This is a genomic window from Geobacillus sp. GHH01, from assembly GCF_000336445.1.
In the GTDB taxonomy this organism is placed as follows: domain Bacteria; phylum Bacillota; class Bacilli; order Bacillales; family Anoxybacillaceae; genus Geobacillus; species Geobacillus zalihae.
This window is the reverse complement of record NC_020210.1, coordinates 1,819,532-1,833,938: the sequence shown is the minus strand read 5'-3', so window position 1 is coordinate 1,833,938 and position 14,407 is coordinate 1,819,532. Positions and strand designations below refer to the sequence as shown.

Genomic DNA, 14,407 nt, shown 5'->3' with positions numbered 1-14,407 from the left:
GATGGAAACGAAAAAAACGCTGCGTGAAGGGTATACGACCGGATCGTGCGCGACAGCGGCAACGAAAGCCGCGCTCACGGCGCTCATCACTGGCCAAGTGCAGGCGGAGGCGACGATTCGGATTCCGATCGGGCGGGTGGTGACCTTTTCGCTCGCCTCTTGTTCGTTCGATGGCGAAACGGCGACGGCCTCGGTCGTGAAGGATGGCGGCGATGACCCAGATGCGACGCACGGCGCGCTCATCGTTTCCACTGTCTCGTGGGCCTCGTCGCCGGGCGTTCATATCGACGGCGGTGAAGGGGTCGGACGCGTCACCAAACCCGGCTTGCCGGTGCCGGTCGGGGAAGCGGCGATCAATCCAGTACCGCGGCAAATGATCCGCGAAGCCGTCAATGAAGTGCTGGCGCAATACGGTCTACATCGCGGGGTGAAGGTCGTCATTTCTGTGCCCGGCGGCGAGGAAATCGCCAAAAAAACGTTGAACCCGAGACTAGGCATCATTGGCGGCATTTCGATTTTGGGGACGCGCGGCATCGTCGTTCCGTTCTCCACCGCCGCCTACCGGGCGAGCATCGTGCAGGCGCTTCAAGTGGCGAAAGCGAACGGCTGCCGCCATGTTGTCATCACGACCGGGGGGCGGAGCGAGAAATACGCCATGCAAGAATATCCACATTTGCCGGAAGAAGCGTTTATCGAAATGGGCGATTTTGTCGGCTTTACGCTGAAACAATGCAAACGGCTTGGCATCAAGATGGTGTCGATGGTCGGGATGATGGGGAAATTTTCGAAAGTCGCTCAAGGAGTGATGATGGTGCACTCGAAAAGCGCCCCGGTCGACTTTGGCTTTTTGGCTGCCATCGCCGAGCAGGCAGGTGCTGGCCCAGAACTGGTGGCTGCGGTGCGCGGCGCGAATACGGCGGCGCAAGTCGGCGACATGATGCAAGAGGCCGGTTGCATGAAGTTTTTCGAGCTTTTGTGCGAAGCGTGCTGCCAGGCGGCGCTTCACGAAGTGGGAGGCGGTCTGACGGTGGCGACGTCCATTTACACAATGAACGGACAACAATTAGGAAAGGCGGTGCAGACCGATGGGGACGATGAAGTTGATCGGTGTGGGTGCTGATGGGCAAGCAAGTCTTCCTGAGCTGTATCGACGCTGGATTGATGAAAGCGAGCTGCTTGTCGGCGGCGAACGGCAGCTGGCGATGTTTCCTGAATACAAAGGAGAAACGATCATCATCCGCCGCGGACTGGCGGAGCTGGTGGAGCGGCTCCGCCATGAGACGCGCAACACGGTCGTGCTTGCTTCCGGCGATCCGCTCTTTTACGGCATCGGCAGCTATTTGGCCGGCAAATTGCCGATCGACGTGTATCCGGCCGTCAGCTCAGTGCAATGGGCGTTTGCGAAAATGGGCGAGTCTTGGCAAGACGCGGCGTTTGTCAGCGTCCATGGCCGGCCGCTCACCGGTTTGGCTCAGCGGGTCGACGGGCGGCGCAAAGTCGCCATCTTAACCGATGAGACGAACTCGCCGGCCGCCATCGCCCGCTATTTGCTCGAGTACGGCATGACGGAATATGAGGCGTTTGTCGGCGAGGAGCTCGGCGGGCCGAATGAGCGATGCCGGTTTTTCAAGCTAGAAGAAATGGCAGAAACCGAGTTTCTTCCATTAAATATAGTCATTTTGCGGCAAACCGCTCCTGGTCCGATTTGGCCGCTCGGCATTGACGATGATGAATTTTTCCAACGCAAGCCGGACAAAGGGCTGATTACAAAGAAAGAAATTCGCGTCTTAAGTGTAAGCGCCTTGCGCTTGCGCCCGGACAGCGTCGTCTGGGACATTGGGACGTGCACCGGTTCGGTCGCGATTGAAGCGGCGAAAATCGCCCGCGACGGGGCGGTGTTTGCGATTGAAAAAAATGAATACGACCTCGAGATTTGCCGGCAAAACTTGCGCAAATTCCGCGTTGACATCACGCTTGTGCACGGCAGGGCGCCCGATCGGCTCGATGAGTTTGCCGACCCGGATGCCATCTTTATCGGCGGCACGTCAGGCGCGATGTCGCCGTTGTTGGACGTCTGTGCGAAACGGCTGAAGAAAAATGGACGCATCGTGATCAACGCGGCAACGGTTGAGACGCTTGCTGAAGCGGGCCGCGAGCTGCGCAGCCGTGGATTTCATGTTGACATCACGCTCGCGCAAGTGTCGCGAAGCAAGCCCATTTTAGAGTTGACGCGCTTTGAGGCGCTCAATCCGGTGTATATCATGACAGCCAAGCGGGAGGGAGACGAATGACCGGCACGTTGTACGGCATCGGTGTTGGCCCGGGCGATCCAGAGCTCATGACGGTGAAAGCATACCGCCTCCTAAAAGAAGTGGATGTCATCGCCTATCCAAAAAAAGGGCGGCAAAGCAAAAGCTATGCGGAACAAATTATTGATGCGTATTTTGCGCCAGAGGAAAAACGGCGGCTCGGCCTGCATTTTCCGATGACAAAAGACCGAGCCTTGCTTGAGCCGAAGTGGAACGAGGCAGCGGACGCCATTTGGGCGGAGCTGTCGGCCGGGCGCGATGTCGCGTTTGTGACCGAAGGCGATCCGCTGTTGTACAGCACGTTCATCCATTTGATGCACGTAATGGAGCGCCGCTATCCGGAAGCGCCGATTGAAGTCGTCCCCGGCGTCAGTTCGGCCAACGCTGCTGCCGCTAGGCTTCGTCTGCCGCTGGCGGATGGTGATGAAACCGTGGCGATCGTGCCCGCCCGCGACGATGTTGAGGCGATGAAAGCAGTGCTTCTTGAGCACGATTGCGTTGTCTTTTTTAAAGTGGCGAAAGTGATCGATTTGCTGGTTCGTCTGTTGCGGGAACTCGATTTGCTTCATCGCGCCGCTGTTGTGACGAAAGTGACGTCCGGCGAGGAAGTCGTGTGGAAGATCGAGGAGCTCGACGGAGCGGAACTCGAATATTTGACATTGATGGTGGTGAGAAAGTGAAGCTGTATATCGTAGGGGCGGGGCCGGGAGCGCCGGATTTGATCACGGTTCGCGGCGCCGAGCTTCTCGCTGCTGCCGACGCCATTTTTTACACCGACTCGCTAGTGAGCGCGGAATTGATCGAGCGCTACCGGAAGCCGGATGCTGACGTTTTCCATACTGCCGGCATGCATTTAGAAGAAATGGTCGCGGCAATGGCGGAGCAAGTGAAACAAGGACGGCTTGTCGTGCGCGTCCATACCGGTGATCCATCGATTTACGGGGCGACGCTTGAGCAAATCGCCTTGTTGAAAGAAGAAGGAATTGAAGTGGAAATCGTCCCCGGCGTCAGTTCGGCGTTTGCCGCCGCGGCCGCCGTGCAGGCGGAGCTCACCGTTCCGGAATTGACGCAGACGGTCATTTTCACCCGCGCCGAGGGGCGGACGCCGATGCCGCCGCGTGAGAAATTGCAGGAGCTGGCGCAGCATCATTGCACGCTCGTTCTTTTTTTAAGCGCGACGCTTGCCAAAAAAGTAAGCGCGGCGCTCCTTGAAGCGGGTTGGAGCGGTGATACGCCTGTCGCGATCGTCTATAAGGCGACATGGCCGGATGAAGTCGTGATTCGTTCCACCGTTGCCACAATGGCTGACGATATGCGGCGCCATGGTGTGACGAAACACGCGATCATGTTGGCCGGTTGGGCGCTCGATCCCCATATTCATGAGCGCGGCTACCGTTCGAAGCTGTACGACCGCACGTTTACGCACGGATATCGAAAGGGGGAGAAGTAAGGTGGGAGTTGCTGCCGCGAACAACAAAAGACACGGCGCCTATGCTGTCGTGGCCATTACGAAACACGGGGTCGAGATCGCCCGACGCCTTGGAGGCGCTCTTGCGGGAGCGGACGTTTATTATACGGATAAATTCGCCCGCGGCGATGAAGCCAAGCACGGGATCCGCTTGTTTTCCGGCAACGTCAGGGCCTTGTTGCCGGAGTTGTTCGCCCGCTATGACGGACTCATTTGCATCATTTCGCTCGGCGCTGTCGTACGGATGATCGCTCCGCTGTTAAAAGACAAAAAGACCGATCCTGCGGTCGTGGTGATCGATGATAAGGCTGAACATGTGATCAGTGTTCTTTCCGGCCATTTGGGCGGAGCGAACGAACTGACGCGGCGCGTTGCTGCCATTTTAAGCGCCCGCCCGGTCATTACGACCGCTTCTGACGTGCAGCAGACAATCGCCGTCGATCTGTTCGGTCGCCAGTTCGGCTGGGAATGGGAATCAGCTGACAAGCTGACGCCGGTGAGCGCCGCGGTCGTGAATGAAGAGCCTGTCGCGATCGTGCAAGAGTCGGGGGAAACCGGCTGGTGGCCGGAAGGGCGGCCATTGCCCAAAAACATTGCCGTGTACGGCTCGATCGCGGAAGCGCTCGCTGCCCGCCCGGCGGCCGCGCTTGTGGTCACTCATCGCTTGCTTGCGCCGGAAGAAGAGGCCATTTTGCAAAACGGCGTTTTGTATCGCCCGAAAGTAATCGCGCTTGGCATCGGCTGCAACCGCGGCACATCGGCTGACGAAATCGAAGCGGTCATCCATGAGACGCTCAATGAGCTACGCTTTTCGATGAAAAGCGTCAAAGCGGTGTGCACCATTGATTTGAAAAAGGATGAACAAGGACTTTTGGAGGTAGTCAACAAATATAGATGGGAATTGGTTGCGTATACGCCAGAAGAGCTGAACACGGTGTCGATCGAAGCGCCGTCGGAAACGGTGTACCGCTACACCGGCGCGTATGGGGTGAGCGAGCCGGCGGCGAAATTGTACAGCGGGGCCGATCGGCTGGCGCTGGTGAAAAAGAAGTCCGGCAATGTGACGATTTCCGTGGCGCTCATCGATCATCAAAAGAAAGCGACCATGCAGGGAAAGGGGAAAGAGGCATGCGACGGCTTGTCATCGCCGCACCGGGAAGCGGCGCCGGCAAAACGACCGTGACGCTTGGATTGATGGCGGCCATGAGGCAGCAAGGATATACGGTGCAAGGGTTTAAATGCGGCCCGGACTACATCGACCCGACTTACCATACGGCTGTGACCGGCCGGCCGGCGCGCAACTTGGACAGTTGGATGATGGGAAGCGAAGCGGTCAAAACGGTGCTCGCCAACGGTTGTCAAGGGGCTGATATCGCCATCATCGAGGGGGTGATGGGGCTGTTTGACGGGAAACAGCCGCTTTCTGACGAGGGGGCGACGGCTGAAATCGCCGTATTGACCGAAAGCCCGGTGCTGCTTGTCGTCGATTGTTCCGGCATGGCCCGCAGCGCCGCCGCCATCGTCCATGGGTTTCAAACGTTTCGCCCCGATGTGCGCCTCGCCGGCGTATTTGCCAACCGCGTCGGCAGCGAAGGGCATTTTCGGCTCGTCAAAGCGGCAGTCGAGCAAACGTGCGGGGTGCCGGTCGTCGGGTTTCTCACGCAAGACGAAGCGTTGGCGCTGCCAGAGCGCCATTTAGGGCTCGTGCCGTCGGTGGAGCGCGGCGAACTGGATTCGTTTTTTGCCGATCTGGGGAGAAAGGTGGCGCGCACGATCGATTGGGAGACGCTCCTTTCGATTGCAGAAGCGCCAGCCCTTTGTTCTCCGGCGCCGCTCATTCGCCCTTCGCGGCCGTATCGCGTGCGCGTGGCGGTTGCCAAAGATGCCGCCTTTCATTTTTACTATCCGGAGAATCTGGAGATGCTTTCTGCCTGCGGCGCGGAGCTTGTCTACTTTTCTCCGCTCGCCGGCGAGCCGCTTCCGGATGGGGTGAACGGATTGTATATCGGCGGCGGGTTTCCGGAAGAGTTTGCCGCCGAGCTCGCCAGGCAAGCCGCTGTCAAACAGTCGATCCGCGCCGCCATCGAACACGGGTTGCCGACGTTGGCCGAGTGCGGCGGGTTTATGTTTCTCACCGAACAGCTTGTTGCGACGGACGGTTCGGCCTATGAGATGGCGGGCGTCATTCCGGGGAAGGTCGTGATGAAGACGAAGCTCGCGGCGCTTGGCTACCGCGAAGTGCGCGGTCGAAATGGAAATTTTCTATTGCCGGAAGGAGAAACAGCGCGCGGCCATGAGTTTCACTACTCCGTTTATGAGCCGCGCGGTGAGACGCCGTTTGCCTACGAAACGAGCGGCCGGAAAGGAACGAAGCCTGACGGTTATTTGGCGCACCGGCTTGTCGCTGGCTATGTCCATTTTCATTTCGCGTCCGCCCCGGCGATGGTTGAGCGGTGGCTCGCCGAATGCGAGAAGGTGACCATCAATGGCTAAGGCGCTGCCGATTATGTTTCAAGGCACCCATTCTGATGCCGGCAAAAGCGTCATCGCCACCGCGTTTTGCCGCATGTTCGCCCAAGACGGCTGGAAGACGGCGCCGTTCAAGTCGCAAAACATGTCGTTAAACTCCTACGTGACGCCGGACGGAAACGAAATCGGGCGGGCGCAAGGAATTCAGGCCGAAGCGGCCGGAGTGGCGGCGCGCGCTGAGATGAATCCGATTTTGATTAAGCCAAGCCGCGAGCATGAATCGCAAATCGTTGTGCTTGGCAAACCGTACGGCAATATGCAGGCGTTCGCTTACCGGAACGAGTTTTTCCACCAAGGGCTGGCCGTCATCCGTCAGTCGCTCGAAACGTTGATGAACGAGTATGACCGGATTGTCATTGAAGGAGCGGGAAGCCCGGCGGAAGTAAACTTAAACGACCGCGAGTTGGTCAACATGCGCATCGCCCGTCTCGCCAACGCCCCGGTCGTGTTGATCGGCGATATTGAGCGGGGCGGGGTGTTCGCGAGCCTCGTTGGAACGCTGTCGCTGCTTGAGCCTGAGGACCGAAAGCGGGTCATTGGGGTCATCATTAACAAGTTTCGCGGCGATGTGGCGCTGCTTAAGCCGGGGCTCGATTGGTTTGAGCAGCACACCGGCGTGCCGGTGCTTGGCGTCGTTCCATATTTGCCTGATTTGGCGATCGATGCTGAAGATTCGCTGTCGCTTGAGCGGTTTGCTTCATCTGTCGGGGGAGAGGAAGCGATTGATGTCGCTGTCATCCGCTGTCCGAAAATCGCCAATTTCACCGACATCGACCCGCTGCTGGCAGAACCGGACTGCCGCGTCCGGTTGGTGACGCACGTCGACGAGCTTGGAGCGCCGGATGTGATCGTGCTTCCCGGCAGCAAAAACACGATCGAAGACTTGATTTATATGAAGAAAAGAGGACTCGCTTCCCGCATTGTGTCGCTTGTCAATGAAGGAAAAGCGAGAGTCGTCGGCTTATGCGGCGGCTACCAAATGCTTGGCGCTGTCATCCGCGATCCGTATGGAGTCGAGACGCCGCTCCCCGAAGTAAAAGGACTTGGTTTGCTGCCGATTGAAACGACGCTTGAGCGGACGAAAATCACGATCCGTACGGAAGGGATGCTTACGTGGGCGGGCGAGCGGTTTTCGGTGCAAGGATACGAGATTCATATGGGCCGCTCGGCGCCGCTTCCTGGCTATGCGCCGCTTATTGAGGCGGACGGCCGCCATGAAGGGGCGAAGCACAGTGATGAGCGGGTGCTGGGCACGTACATGCACGATTTGTTTCATAACGATGCGTTCCGCACCGCGTTTTTCAACAACATTCGCCGCCAAAAAGGAATCGCTCCTTCTGGCGTCCGACTCTTTCGCTCGCTCAAAGAAAAGGCGTTCGACCGGCTTGCCGCTCATGTCCGCCAGCACGTGGCGGTCGAGCGGATCGAACAGATGATGCGTCAATTTGGCTGTCGCGATCACAGTTGAAGTCCAACAACGGGAAGACACCAAGGCAATGGGCGTTGATTTGGGACTTCGTTATATCGCCGTTGCCAGCATTGGAACGAAATCGTTGTTTTTCAAGGACAGCCAATGCGCTTTCATTCGCCGACGATATGCGGCTTTGCGGCGAACGTTGGGCAAAGCGAAGAAGCTCCATATGATTCGCACAATCGGCCGTAAAGAGTCCTGCTGGATGAAGGATATAAACCATAAAATCAGCCGTCAAATCGTCCGTTTTGCCCTCGCCAACGGTGTTGGCATGATTCGGATGGAAAAGTTGACGCGTTCCCTCAATCATAGACGAGAAAGGAGGAAGCGCATATTCCCGCTTGATGGGGGATATTGTGCGCCCATGATGAATGTTTCCATCCCACCGATCCACCGTGAAATGGTTGAACAAGCGCGTGCCTATATCGATCAATTGACCAAACCGCCCGGCAGCCTCGGCCGTCTTGAAGAAGTGGCGACAACGCTTGCCGGCATGACCGGGGAGCTGCTTCCACGCGTCACTCCGCCCGGAGTGCTCGTGTTTGCGGCCGATCATGGCGTCACGGAAGAAGGGGTGTCTGCCTATCCGGCCGAAGTGACGGCGCAAATGGTGTACAACTTTGCCAACGGCGGAGCGGCGATCAACGCCTTCAGCCGTCAAATCGGCGCGTTGCTTCAGGTGATTGATGTCGGTGTCGCCGTGCCGATTGCTGATGAGCGCGTCATTCAGAAAAAGGTGCGCCCGGGAACGAACAATTTCGCGGAAACGGAAGCGATGACGCCGTCCGAGGCCGAACAGGCGCTTCATGTCGGTTACGAACAGGCGGCGTCCATCATTGAACAAGGCGTCCGCACGCTCATTGTCGGCGAAATGGGCATCGGCAATACGACCGCCGCGAGCGCCTTATTGGCCACGTTGACCGATGAGCCGCTTGAGCGCATCGTTGGCAAAGGAAGCGGCATTAAGGAGGAAATGCTTGCCCATAAACAGGACGTGATCCGACGGGCGCTCTTGCTTCATCGGCCGGATCCGGCGAAGCCGCTTGAATGGCTTTCGAAAATCGGCGGGTTGGAGATCGCTGCTATGGCCGGGGCGATGCTGGCAGCCGCCGAACGGCGCATCCCGATTTTGCTTGACGGTTTTATTTGCACGGTGGCTGCCCTTGTGGCCCGCCAGTTTGCCGTGAACGTCACAGACTATATGATTGCCGGCCATCGTTCGCAAGAGCCGGGGCACAGTATAGCCCTTCGTTTGCTAGAGAAGGATCCGCTTTTGGATCTCGGCATGCGCCTTGGCGAAGGAAGCGGCGCGGCGGTAGCGTTTCCGCTCTTGATTTCAGCAATGGCGATGGTGAACGAAATGGCGACGTTCGCCTCGGCGGGCATTTCCACGGCCAATGCGAAAGGGGAGAAGGGGCGATGACCGTCGGCAAAGTGTATTTAGTCGGCGCTGGGCCGGGTGATGAAAAGCTCATCACGGTTTACGGCCGCGAATGCCTAGAACGGGCGGATGTCATTATTTACGACCGGCTCATCAACCGTAAGCTGCTGCGCTACGCGAAGCCGGACGCTGAGCTTCTTTACTGCGGCAAAGAGCCGGGAAAACATGACACGGTTCAAGAACAAATTCATGAGCTGCTCGTTTGGCATGCGCAACAAGGAAAAACGGTCGTCCGCTTAAAAGGCGGCGATCCGTGCATTTTTGGCCGCGTTGGTGAAGAGGCGGAAGTGTTGGTGAAAGCCGGAATTCCGTTTGAAATCGTTCCAGGGGTGACATCCGGCATCGCTGTGCCGGCGTACGCCGGCATTCCGGTCACCCACCGTGATTACGCCGCCTCGGTGGCGATGGTCAGCGGGCATCGGAGTGAGCGGATCGATTGGGAGGCGCTGACTCGAGGATGCGATACGATCATTGTCTACATGGGAGCGGCCAACTTGTCGGATATTTGCGGCCGTTTGATGGCGGCCGGAAAGCCGTCGGATACGCCGGCGGCCATCATTGAATGGGGGACGACCGAGCGGCAGCGCACGGTGGCGGCGACGCTTTCGACGCTGTCAGACGAGGCGGAACAGGCGGGCATTTCCCATCCGGCCATCATCATCATCGGCGATGTCGTTCGTCTGCGTGAGACGCTCCAATGGTTTCCGGAGCGGCAAGGGGGCGTGGTCGATGCCGACGCCTCGTCGTAGCGGGCGTGTCATCGTTTATACGGGCGACGGAAAAGGAAAAACGACGGCCGCATTGGGGCTTGCCCTGCGTGCCGTCGGCCGGGGAATGAACGTCGCGGTTTTGCAGTTTTTGAAATCGCCGGAACGAACATACGGCGAGCAGTTGGCCCTAGAGCGCCTTGGCGTCGACGTCCGTCAGCTCGGCGCCGGCTTCACATGGACGAAAACGCCGGACATCCACCGGGAAACATTGAAGCGTGCCTGGGCGGTGGCCAAAGAATATGTGTATTCCGGACGGTATGATATGATTGTGCTCGATGAACTGAACAATGTGTTGGTCATTGACCGCTTTCCCGTTGAAGATATCGTATCAGTCAGCGAGGTGCTCGAGCTGATCCGCACGCGCCCGCCGTCGCTCCATCTTGTCATCACGGGGCGCGCGGCGCGCCCTGAGCTGATGGCGGCTGCCGATATCGTTACGGAAATGAAGCTCATCAAGCATGACTATGAACAAGGAAGGACCGCGATGAAAGGGATTGAATTTTAGAAGCAAAAAAGCGGCTAAAAAACGGCCGCTTTTTTGCAGGTTAGGCATTTTCATCGGTTTTGTCATTTTGGATTTTGTTTTGCCGACGTCCTTTGCTGTTATCGCCGGAAACCGGGCCGCGAAGCAAGGCCATCGGATCTTGCGTTGGCGCGTTTTGATTGCGGCTGCCGTTGTTTGGGCGTTTCGTCATGAGCTCCACCTCCTTTGGCTGCCGTTGTCATACGTTTAGCATGGACGATGCCTTCATTCCTATGCATGGTTGTCTACAGCCCAGCATAAAAAAAGCGGGAAGCGTTCGTGTTCCCGCTTTCCCGCTGCAAGCCGGCCGGATGCTGGCAAACACGGCGGCCGGATGAAGGCAATCAGTGATTTCGGTTAGTAGGCATATCCGCCCAAGCAGGCACATCCAACAATAATCAACAAAATAAACAGAACGACAATCAACGCAAAGCTGTTTCCATGCCAAGCGCCCATCATGTTCACCTCCTGGTGGAATCTATCGTATTGTATGTCAAAAAAAACTAAAAGAACAGGGCGATTGTCGAAACACGAAAACAATCGGCCAAAATGAGAAAAACGCCTTGCATATGTTTCAGCAAGGCGTTTTTTCGGGATGGTTCAAGTGAAATGATTGCATATATTGATTTCATTCCCATTCATAAGGCGTTTCTTGATACACGTAATAGTTCAGCCAGTTGACAAACAGTAAATTGGCATGCGAGCGCCATGTGTTCAGCGGCGGCTGGCTTGGGTCATCATTGGGAAAGTATGATTCTGGGATGTGAATCGGCAGCCCTTTCGCCAAGTCGCGTTCATATTCTTCTTTGAGCGTTGTCGCATCATATTCTGGATGACCCGTTAAGAAAATGCGGCGCCCGTCGTTCGATGCAACGAGGCAAACGCCGGCTTTGTCGGACATGGACAAAATTGTGAGATCTGGCACTTTTTCGATGTCTTCGCGCTTGACGTCGGTATGGCGGGAGTGCGGCATGCGGAACACATCGTCAAAACCGCGCAATAGTTTCACGTTTTTCGCTTCCACCGTATGGTTGAACACACCGAAGCATTTTTCCGGCAATGGGTATTTCGGAATGCCGTAGTGATAGTATAAGCCAGCTTGTGCTCCCCAACAAATGTGCAACGTTGACGTGACGTTCGTTTTCGTCCATTCCATGATATCGGTCAGCTCATCCCAATACGTAACTTCTTCGAACGGCAATTGCTCGACCGGGGCTCCGGTGATGATCATTCCGTCGAACTTGCGATGGCGGATGTGCGGGAAAATCGTGTAAAATTGTTCTAAATGATGTTTGCTTGTCGTTTTCGGCTCATGGGTCGCCGGGCGCAAAAAGGTGACGTTCACTTGCAGCGGCGAGTTGCCAAGCAGCCGCAGCAACTGTGTCTCTGCTTTTTCTTTTTCGGGCATCAAGTTTAAAATGATGATGTTGAGCGGCCGGATGTCTTGGGAGTAAGCCCGTTCTTCGTCCATCACGAAAATGTTTTCCTGTTCGAGTATTTCTTTCGCCGGCAAGTCTTTTGGAATGTTGATTGGCAATGGTGTCCCCTCCGTTTCTGTCTCGTTACTAAATACCTTAATTATAAAAACTTTGTCAACATTCTTCAATTGATTTTTTTGACCTTAAACAGCTGGTGAACAAAAAGGGGGAATTCCGATTGGATCCGACAGCCTTTGACAATTTAAAAACGGTGTTGGAAGGGGCGGTATATGACGCGGATTTGCAAGGGCGCATTGCCGTGGTCGAGCGCCGCGACCTTGTCGATTTGGCCCGTTTGTTTCGGGAGTACGCCATTTCATTTCGGCTGAATGATGCGCCCGATCCGCTCGTCGTCTGCACCGCGCGGCTTTCGCTTGATTTTGCTGAGCTGGTCAATGAGCGGCTCTATCACGGCCGGGCCGGCTGTCGGCTCGCTCTTCTGTTTACCCTTCCGGTTCGCCGCTCGTCCGTTTGTGCGCTCATTGAAGGAACGCTGCGGACGATTTGGGGGGAGGAGCGAATCATCCGGCAAACGCTCCGCTTTCCATTTCCACATGAACGCGGCCCGTATGAAAATGAAGCCGTGGTCGAATTTGCACGCCTCATTTATGAGGAAAACGCCGCCGATTTGCCGGAGATGGTGCCGTATATGGTTTCATCACTTGAACAATTGCAGCTGTTCGCCGGGCAGTAACGATGCAAAAAGTAGAAACAAACCATGAAATCCGCTATGATGGAGATGAGGTGAAAAATCATGAGTGTATATGAATTCAGCGCCAAAACCATTCGCGGAGAGGAACAACCGCTTTCCGTCTATCGAGGCAACGTGCTGTTGATTGTCAACACGGCGAGCCGTTGCGGCTTCACCCCGCAGTATAAAGAACTGCAGGAGCTGTATGACGAATATCGCGATCGCGGGTTTGTTGTGCTCGGCTTTCCGTGCAACCAGTTCGGCGGCCAAGAGCCGGGGACGGAAGAGGAAATCGAGCAATTTTGCCAGTTGAATTATGGTGTGACGTTCCCGCTGTTTGCGAAAGTGGATGTGAATGGCGATCACGCCCATCCGCTGTTTCAATATTTGAAAGAAGAGGCGCCGGGGGCATTGGGAACAAAGGCGATCAAATGGAATTTCACGAAGTTTTTGGTCGACCGCAACGGCAAGGTTGTAGCTCGTTTCGCACCGCAAACAAAGCCAAGCGAGCTGAGAAAGGAAATTGAAAAGCTGCTGTAAGGCAAGGAGGGGTAACGCTTGCGCATTCAAGCGATTGAGCCGACGCCAAGCCCGAACACGATGAAAATATTGCTTGATGAAGAATTGCCTTCCGGCACGCGCCATAACTACAAACCGGACAACATCAGCGAAGCGCCGCCGCTTATTCAAGCATTGATGCGCATTGACGGAGTGAAAGGCATTTACCATGTCGCTGATTTTTTGGCTATTGAACGCCATCCGAAATACGACTGGCGCGACATTTTGGCGAAAGTGCGCGAAGTGTTCGGCGAGAAAGTGGATGACGGCGCCGAGACAAAGCCGAAAGGAAACGAACATTTCGGCGAAGTGAAAGTGTTCGTGCAAATGCTGTACGGTCTGCCGATGCAAGTGAAGCTTGTCGATGGGGAGCGCGAACACCGCGTCGGGCTGCCGAAACCGTTTATGGACGCGGTCATTGAGGCGCAAAAATACGCAGGAAATGTTGTGCTTGAGCGCAAATGGGTCGAAAAAGGAGTGCGCTACGGCACGTTTGAGGAAATCGGCCGCGAAATAGTCGATGAGCTGTCGGCAGCCTATCCGCCCGAGCGGCTGGAGCGGATCGTCAACATGTTCCGCCGCGGCGAGCAGGAAAAAACGGTGCAAAAGCGTCCAAGCCTCAAAGTGACGAGCGAGATGCTCGATGACCCGGATTGGCGCAAACGGTATGCCGCGCTCGAACAGATGGCCGAGCCGACCGAGGACGATATCCCGGTGTTGGCCAAGGCGCTCAAGGATGAAAAAATGGCGATTCGCCGCCTGGCGACGGCGTATCTCGGCATGATCGGCGGCAAAAAGGTGCTTCCGTATTTGTATGAAGCGTTAAAAGATCCTGCTGTCGCTGTCCGCCGCACCGCCGGCGACTGTTTGTCCGACATCGGCGATCCGGAGGCCATTCCGGCCATGATCGAAGCGCTAAAGGACGAAAGCAAGCTCGTCCGTTGGCGCGCGGCCATGTTTTTGTACGAAGTCGGCGACGAATCGGCGCTGCCAGCGTTGAAAGCGGCGGAAAACGATCCGGAGTTTGAAGTGAGCTTGCAAGTGAAAATGGCCATTGAACGGATCGAAGGCGGCGAAGAAGCGAAAGGGTCTGTGTGGAAGCAAATGACGGAGAGCCGGAAGAAAGAAAACGAAACAGAACAGTAAACCAGGCGCGCCCATCGGTGCGC

The 14,407-nt window shown here is 56.4% G+C and carries 16 protein-coding genes; 13 read left to right on the top strand and 3 right to left on the bottom strand.

Annotation, left to right across the window (positions count from 1 at the left end):
* Position 1 precedes the first annotated feature (1 nt).
* The 10 genes from GHH_RS09085 to cobO all read left to right on the top strand — a co-directional run bounded on the left by GHH_RS09085 (position 2) and on the right by cobO (position 10,493).
* A complete protein-coding gene (locus tag GHH_RS09085) occupies positions 2-1,120 on the top strand; it encodes a cobalt-precorrin-5B (C(1))-methyltransferase (protein WP_014195897.1) in 1,119 nt (372 codons plus the stop codon).
* The gene (locus GHH_RS09080) at positions 1,086-2,291 is read left to right on the top strand and encodes a bifunctional cobalt-precorrin-7 (C(5))-methyltransferase/cobalt-precorrin-6B (C(15))-methyltransferase (protein ID WP_020754788.1); all 1,206 of its coding nucleotides are present in this window, start codon (positions 1,086-1,088) and stop codon (positions 2,289-2,291) included. The genes GHH_RS09085 and GHH_RS09080 overlap by 35 nt, the downstream gene beginning before the upstream one ends.
* Positions 2,288-2,989 carry a precorrin-2 C(20)-methyltransferase gene (gene cobI, locus GHH_RS09075; RefSeq protein WP_015374899.1) on the top strand — a complete coding sequence of 234 codons (702 nt, stop codon included), beginning with the start codon at positions 2,288-2,290 and terminating at the stop codon, positions 2,987-2,989. The genes GHH_RS09080 and cobI overlap by 4 nt, the downstream gene beginning before the upstream one ends.
* A complete protein-coding gene (gene cobM / locus GHH_RS09070) occupies positions 2,986-3,759 on the top strand; it encodes a precorrin-4 C(11)-methyltransferase (RefSeq protein WP_011231288.1) in 774 nt (257 codons plus the stop codon). The genes cobI and cobM overlap by 4 nt, the downstream gene beginning before the upstream one ends.
* 1 nt (position 3,760) lies before the next feature.
* Positions 3,761-4,960, top strand: a complete 1,200-nt coding sequence (locus GHH_RS09065) for a cobalt-precorrin 5A hydrolase (protein ID WP_008880161.1) — start codon at positions 3,761-3,763, stop codon at positions 4,958-4,960.
* The gene (locus GHH_RS09060) at positions 4,906-6,270 is read left to right on the top strand and encodes a cobyrinate a,c-diamide synthase (protein WP_015374898.1); all 1,365 of its coding nucleotides are present in this window, start codon (positions 4,906-4,908) and stop codon (positions 6,268-6,270) included. The genes GHH_RS09065 and GHH_RS09060 overlap by 55 nt, the downstream gene beginning before the upstream one ends.
* Complete coding sequence (locus GHH_RS09055; RefSeq protein WP_015374897.1) at positions 6,263-7,774, top strand: cobyric acid synthase; 1,512 nt, start codon at positions 6,263-6,265, stop codon at positions 7,772-7,774. Before GHH_RS09060 ends, GHH_RS09055 begins: the two co-directional genes overlap by 8 nt.
* 367 nt (positions 7,775-8,141) lie before the next feature.
* Positions 8,142-9,200, top strand: a complete 1,059-nt coding sequence (gene cobT, locus GHH_RS09050) for a nicotinate-nucleotide--dimethylbenzimidazole phosphoribosyltransferase (RefSeq protein WP_078172627.1) — start codon at positions 8,142-8,144, stop codon at positions 9,198-9,200.
* Positions 9,197-9,967: a uroporphyrinogen-III C-methyltransferase gene (cobA, locus tag GHH_RS09045; protein WP_008880165.1), complete on the top strand. Its 771-nt coding sequence runs from the start codon at positions 9,197-9,199 to the stop codon at positions 9,965-9,967. Before cobT ends, cobA begins: the two co-directional genes overlap by 4 nt.
* A complete protein-coding gene (cobO, locus tag GHH_RS09040) occupies positions 9,948-10,493 on the top strand; it encodes a cob(I)yrinic acid a,c-diamide adenosyltransferase (RefSeq protein ID WP_015374896.1) in 546 nt (181 codons plus the stop codon). The genes cobA and cobO overlap by 20 nt, the downstream gene beginning before the upstream one ends.
* Positions 10,494-10,533: 40 nt before the next feature.
* On the opposite strand, the gene GHH_RS19160 is transcribed toward cobO, so the two are convergent.
* The 3 genes from GHH_RS19160 to metA form a co-directional block, all read right to left on the bottom strand.
* Complete coding sequence (locus tag GHH_RS19160) at positions 10,534-10,683, bottom strand: hypothetical protein (protein ID WP_011231282.1); 150 nt, start codon at positions 10,681-10,683, stop codon at positions 10,534-10,536.
* A 185-nt stretch (positions 10,684-10,868) separates the two neighbouring features.
* Positions 10,869-10,967 carry a YjcZ family sporulation protein gene (locus GHH_RS18245; protein ID WP_011231280.1) on the bottom strand — a complete coding sequence of 33 codons (99 nt, stop codon included), beginning with the start codon at positions 10,965-10,967 and terminating at the stop codon, positions 10,869-10,871.
* A gap of 172 nt (positions 10,968-11,139) precedes the next feature.
* On the bottom strand, positions 11,140-12,048 hold the full coding sequence (metA, locus tag GHH_RS09030) for a homoserine O-succinyltransferase (protein WP_014195890.1): 909 nt from the start codon (positions 12,046-12,048) through the stop codon (positions 11,140-11,142).
* 119 nt (positions 12,049-12,167) lie between these two features.
* On the opposite strand from metA, the gene GHH_RS09025 reads away from it, so the two are divergent.
* From GHH_RS09025 to GHH_RS09015, 3 genes are read left to right on the top strand one after another with little or no spacing between them, the layout of a single operon-like run.
* On the top strand, positions 12,168-12,683 hold the full coding sequence (locus tag GHH_RS09025; RefSeq protein WP_014195889.1) for a hypothetical protein: 516 nt from the start codon (positions 12,168-12,170) through the stop codon (positions 12,681-12,683).
* Positions 12,684-12,743: 60 nt separating this feature from the next.
* A complete protein-coding gene (locus tag GHH_RS09020) occupies positions 12,744-13,220 on the top strand; it encodes a glutathione peroxidase (RefSeq protein WP_014195888.1) in 477 nt (158 codons plus the stop codon).
* Positions 13,221-13,238: 18 nt separating this feature from the next.
* Positions 13,239-14,384, top strand: coding sequence for a conserved virulence factor C family protein (locus GHH_RS09015; RefSeq protein WP_015374895.1), 1,146 nt, complete (start codon positions 13,239-13,241; stop codon positions 14,382-14,384).
* Positions 14,385-14,407: the final 23 nt, after the last annotated feature.

Excerpts from the sequence above, each read along its gene's own strand:
- GHH_RS09085 (WP_014195897.1), top strand. The coding sequence starts at position 2 with ATGGAAACGAAAAAAACGCTGCGTGAAGGGTATACGACCGGATCGTGC.
- GHH_RS09080 (WP_020754788.1), top strand. The coding sequence starts at position 1,086 with ATGGGGACGATGAAGTTGATCGGTGTGGGTGCTGATGGGCAAGCAAGT.
- cobI (WP_015374899.1), top strand. The coding sequence starts at position 2,288 with ATGACCGGCACGTTGTACGGCATCGGTGTTGGCCCGGGCGATCCAGAG.
- GHH_RS09060 (WP_015374898.1), top strand. The coding sequence starts at position 4,906 with ATGCGACGGCTTGTCATCGCCGCACCGGGAAGCGGCGCCGGCAAAACG.
- GHH_RS09055 (WP_015374897.1), top strand. The coding sequence starts at position 6,263 with ATGGCTAAGGCGCTGCCGATTATGTTTCAAGGCACCCATTCTGATGCC.
- cobT (WP_078172627.1), top strand. The coding sequence starts at position 8,142 with ATGATGAATGTTTCCATCCCACCGATCCACCGTGAAATGGTTGAACAA.
- cobA (WP_008880165.1), top strand. The coding sequence starts at position 9,197 with ATGACCGTCGGCAAAGTGTATTTAGTCGGCGCTGGGCCGGGTGATGAA.
- cobO (WP_015374896.1), top strand. The coding sequence starts at position 9,948 with ATGCCGACGCCTCGTCGTAGCGGGCGTGTCATCGTTTATACGGGCGAC.
- GHH_RS19160 (WP_011231282.1), bottom strand. The coding sequence starts at position 10,683 with ATGACGAAACGCCCAAACAACGGCAGCCGCAATCAAAACGCGCCAACG.
- GHH_RS18245 (WP_011231280.1), bottom strand. The coding sequence starts at position 10,967 with ATGGGCGCTTGGCATGGAAACAGCTTTGCGTTGATTGTCGTTCTGTTT.
- GHH_RS09020 (WP_014195888.1), top strand. The coding sequence starts at position 12,744 with ATGAGTGTATATGAATTCAGCGCCAAAACCATTCGCGGAGAGGAACAA.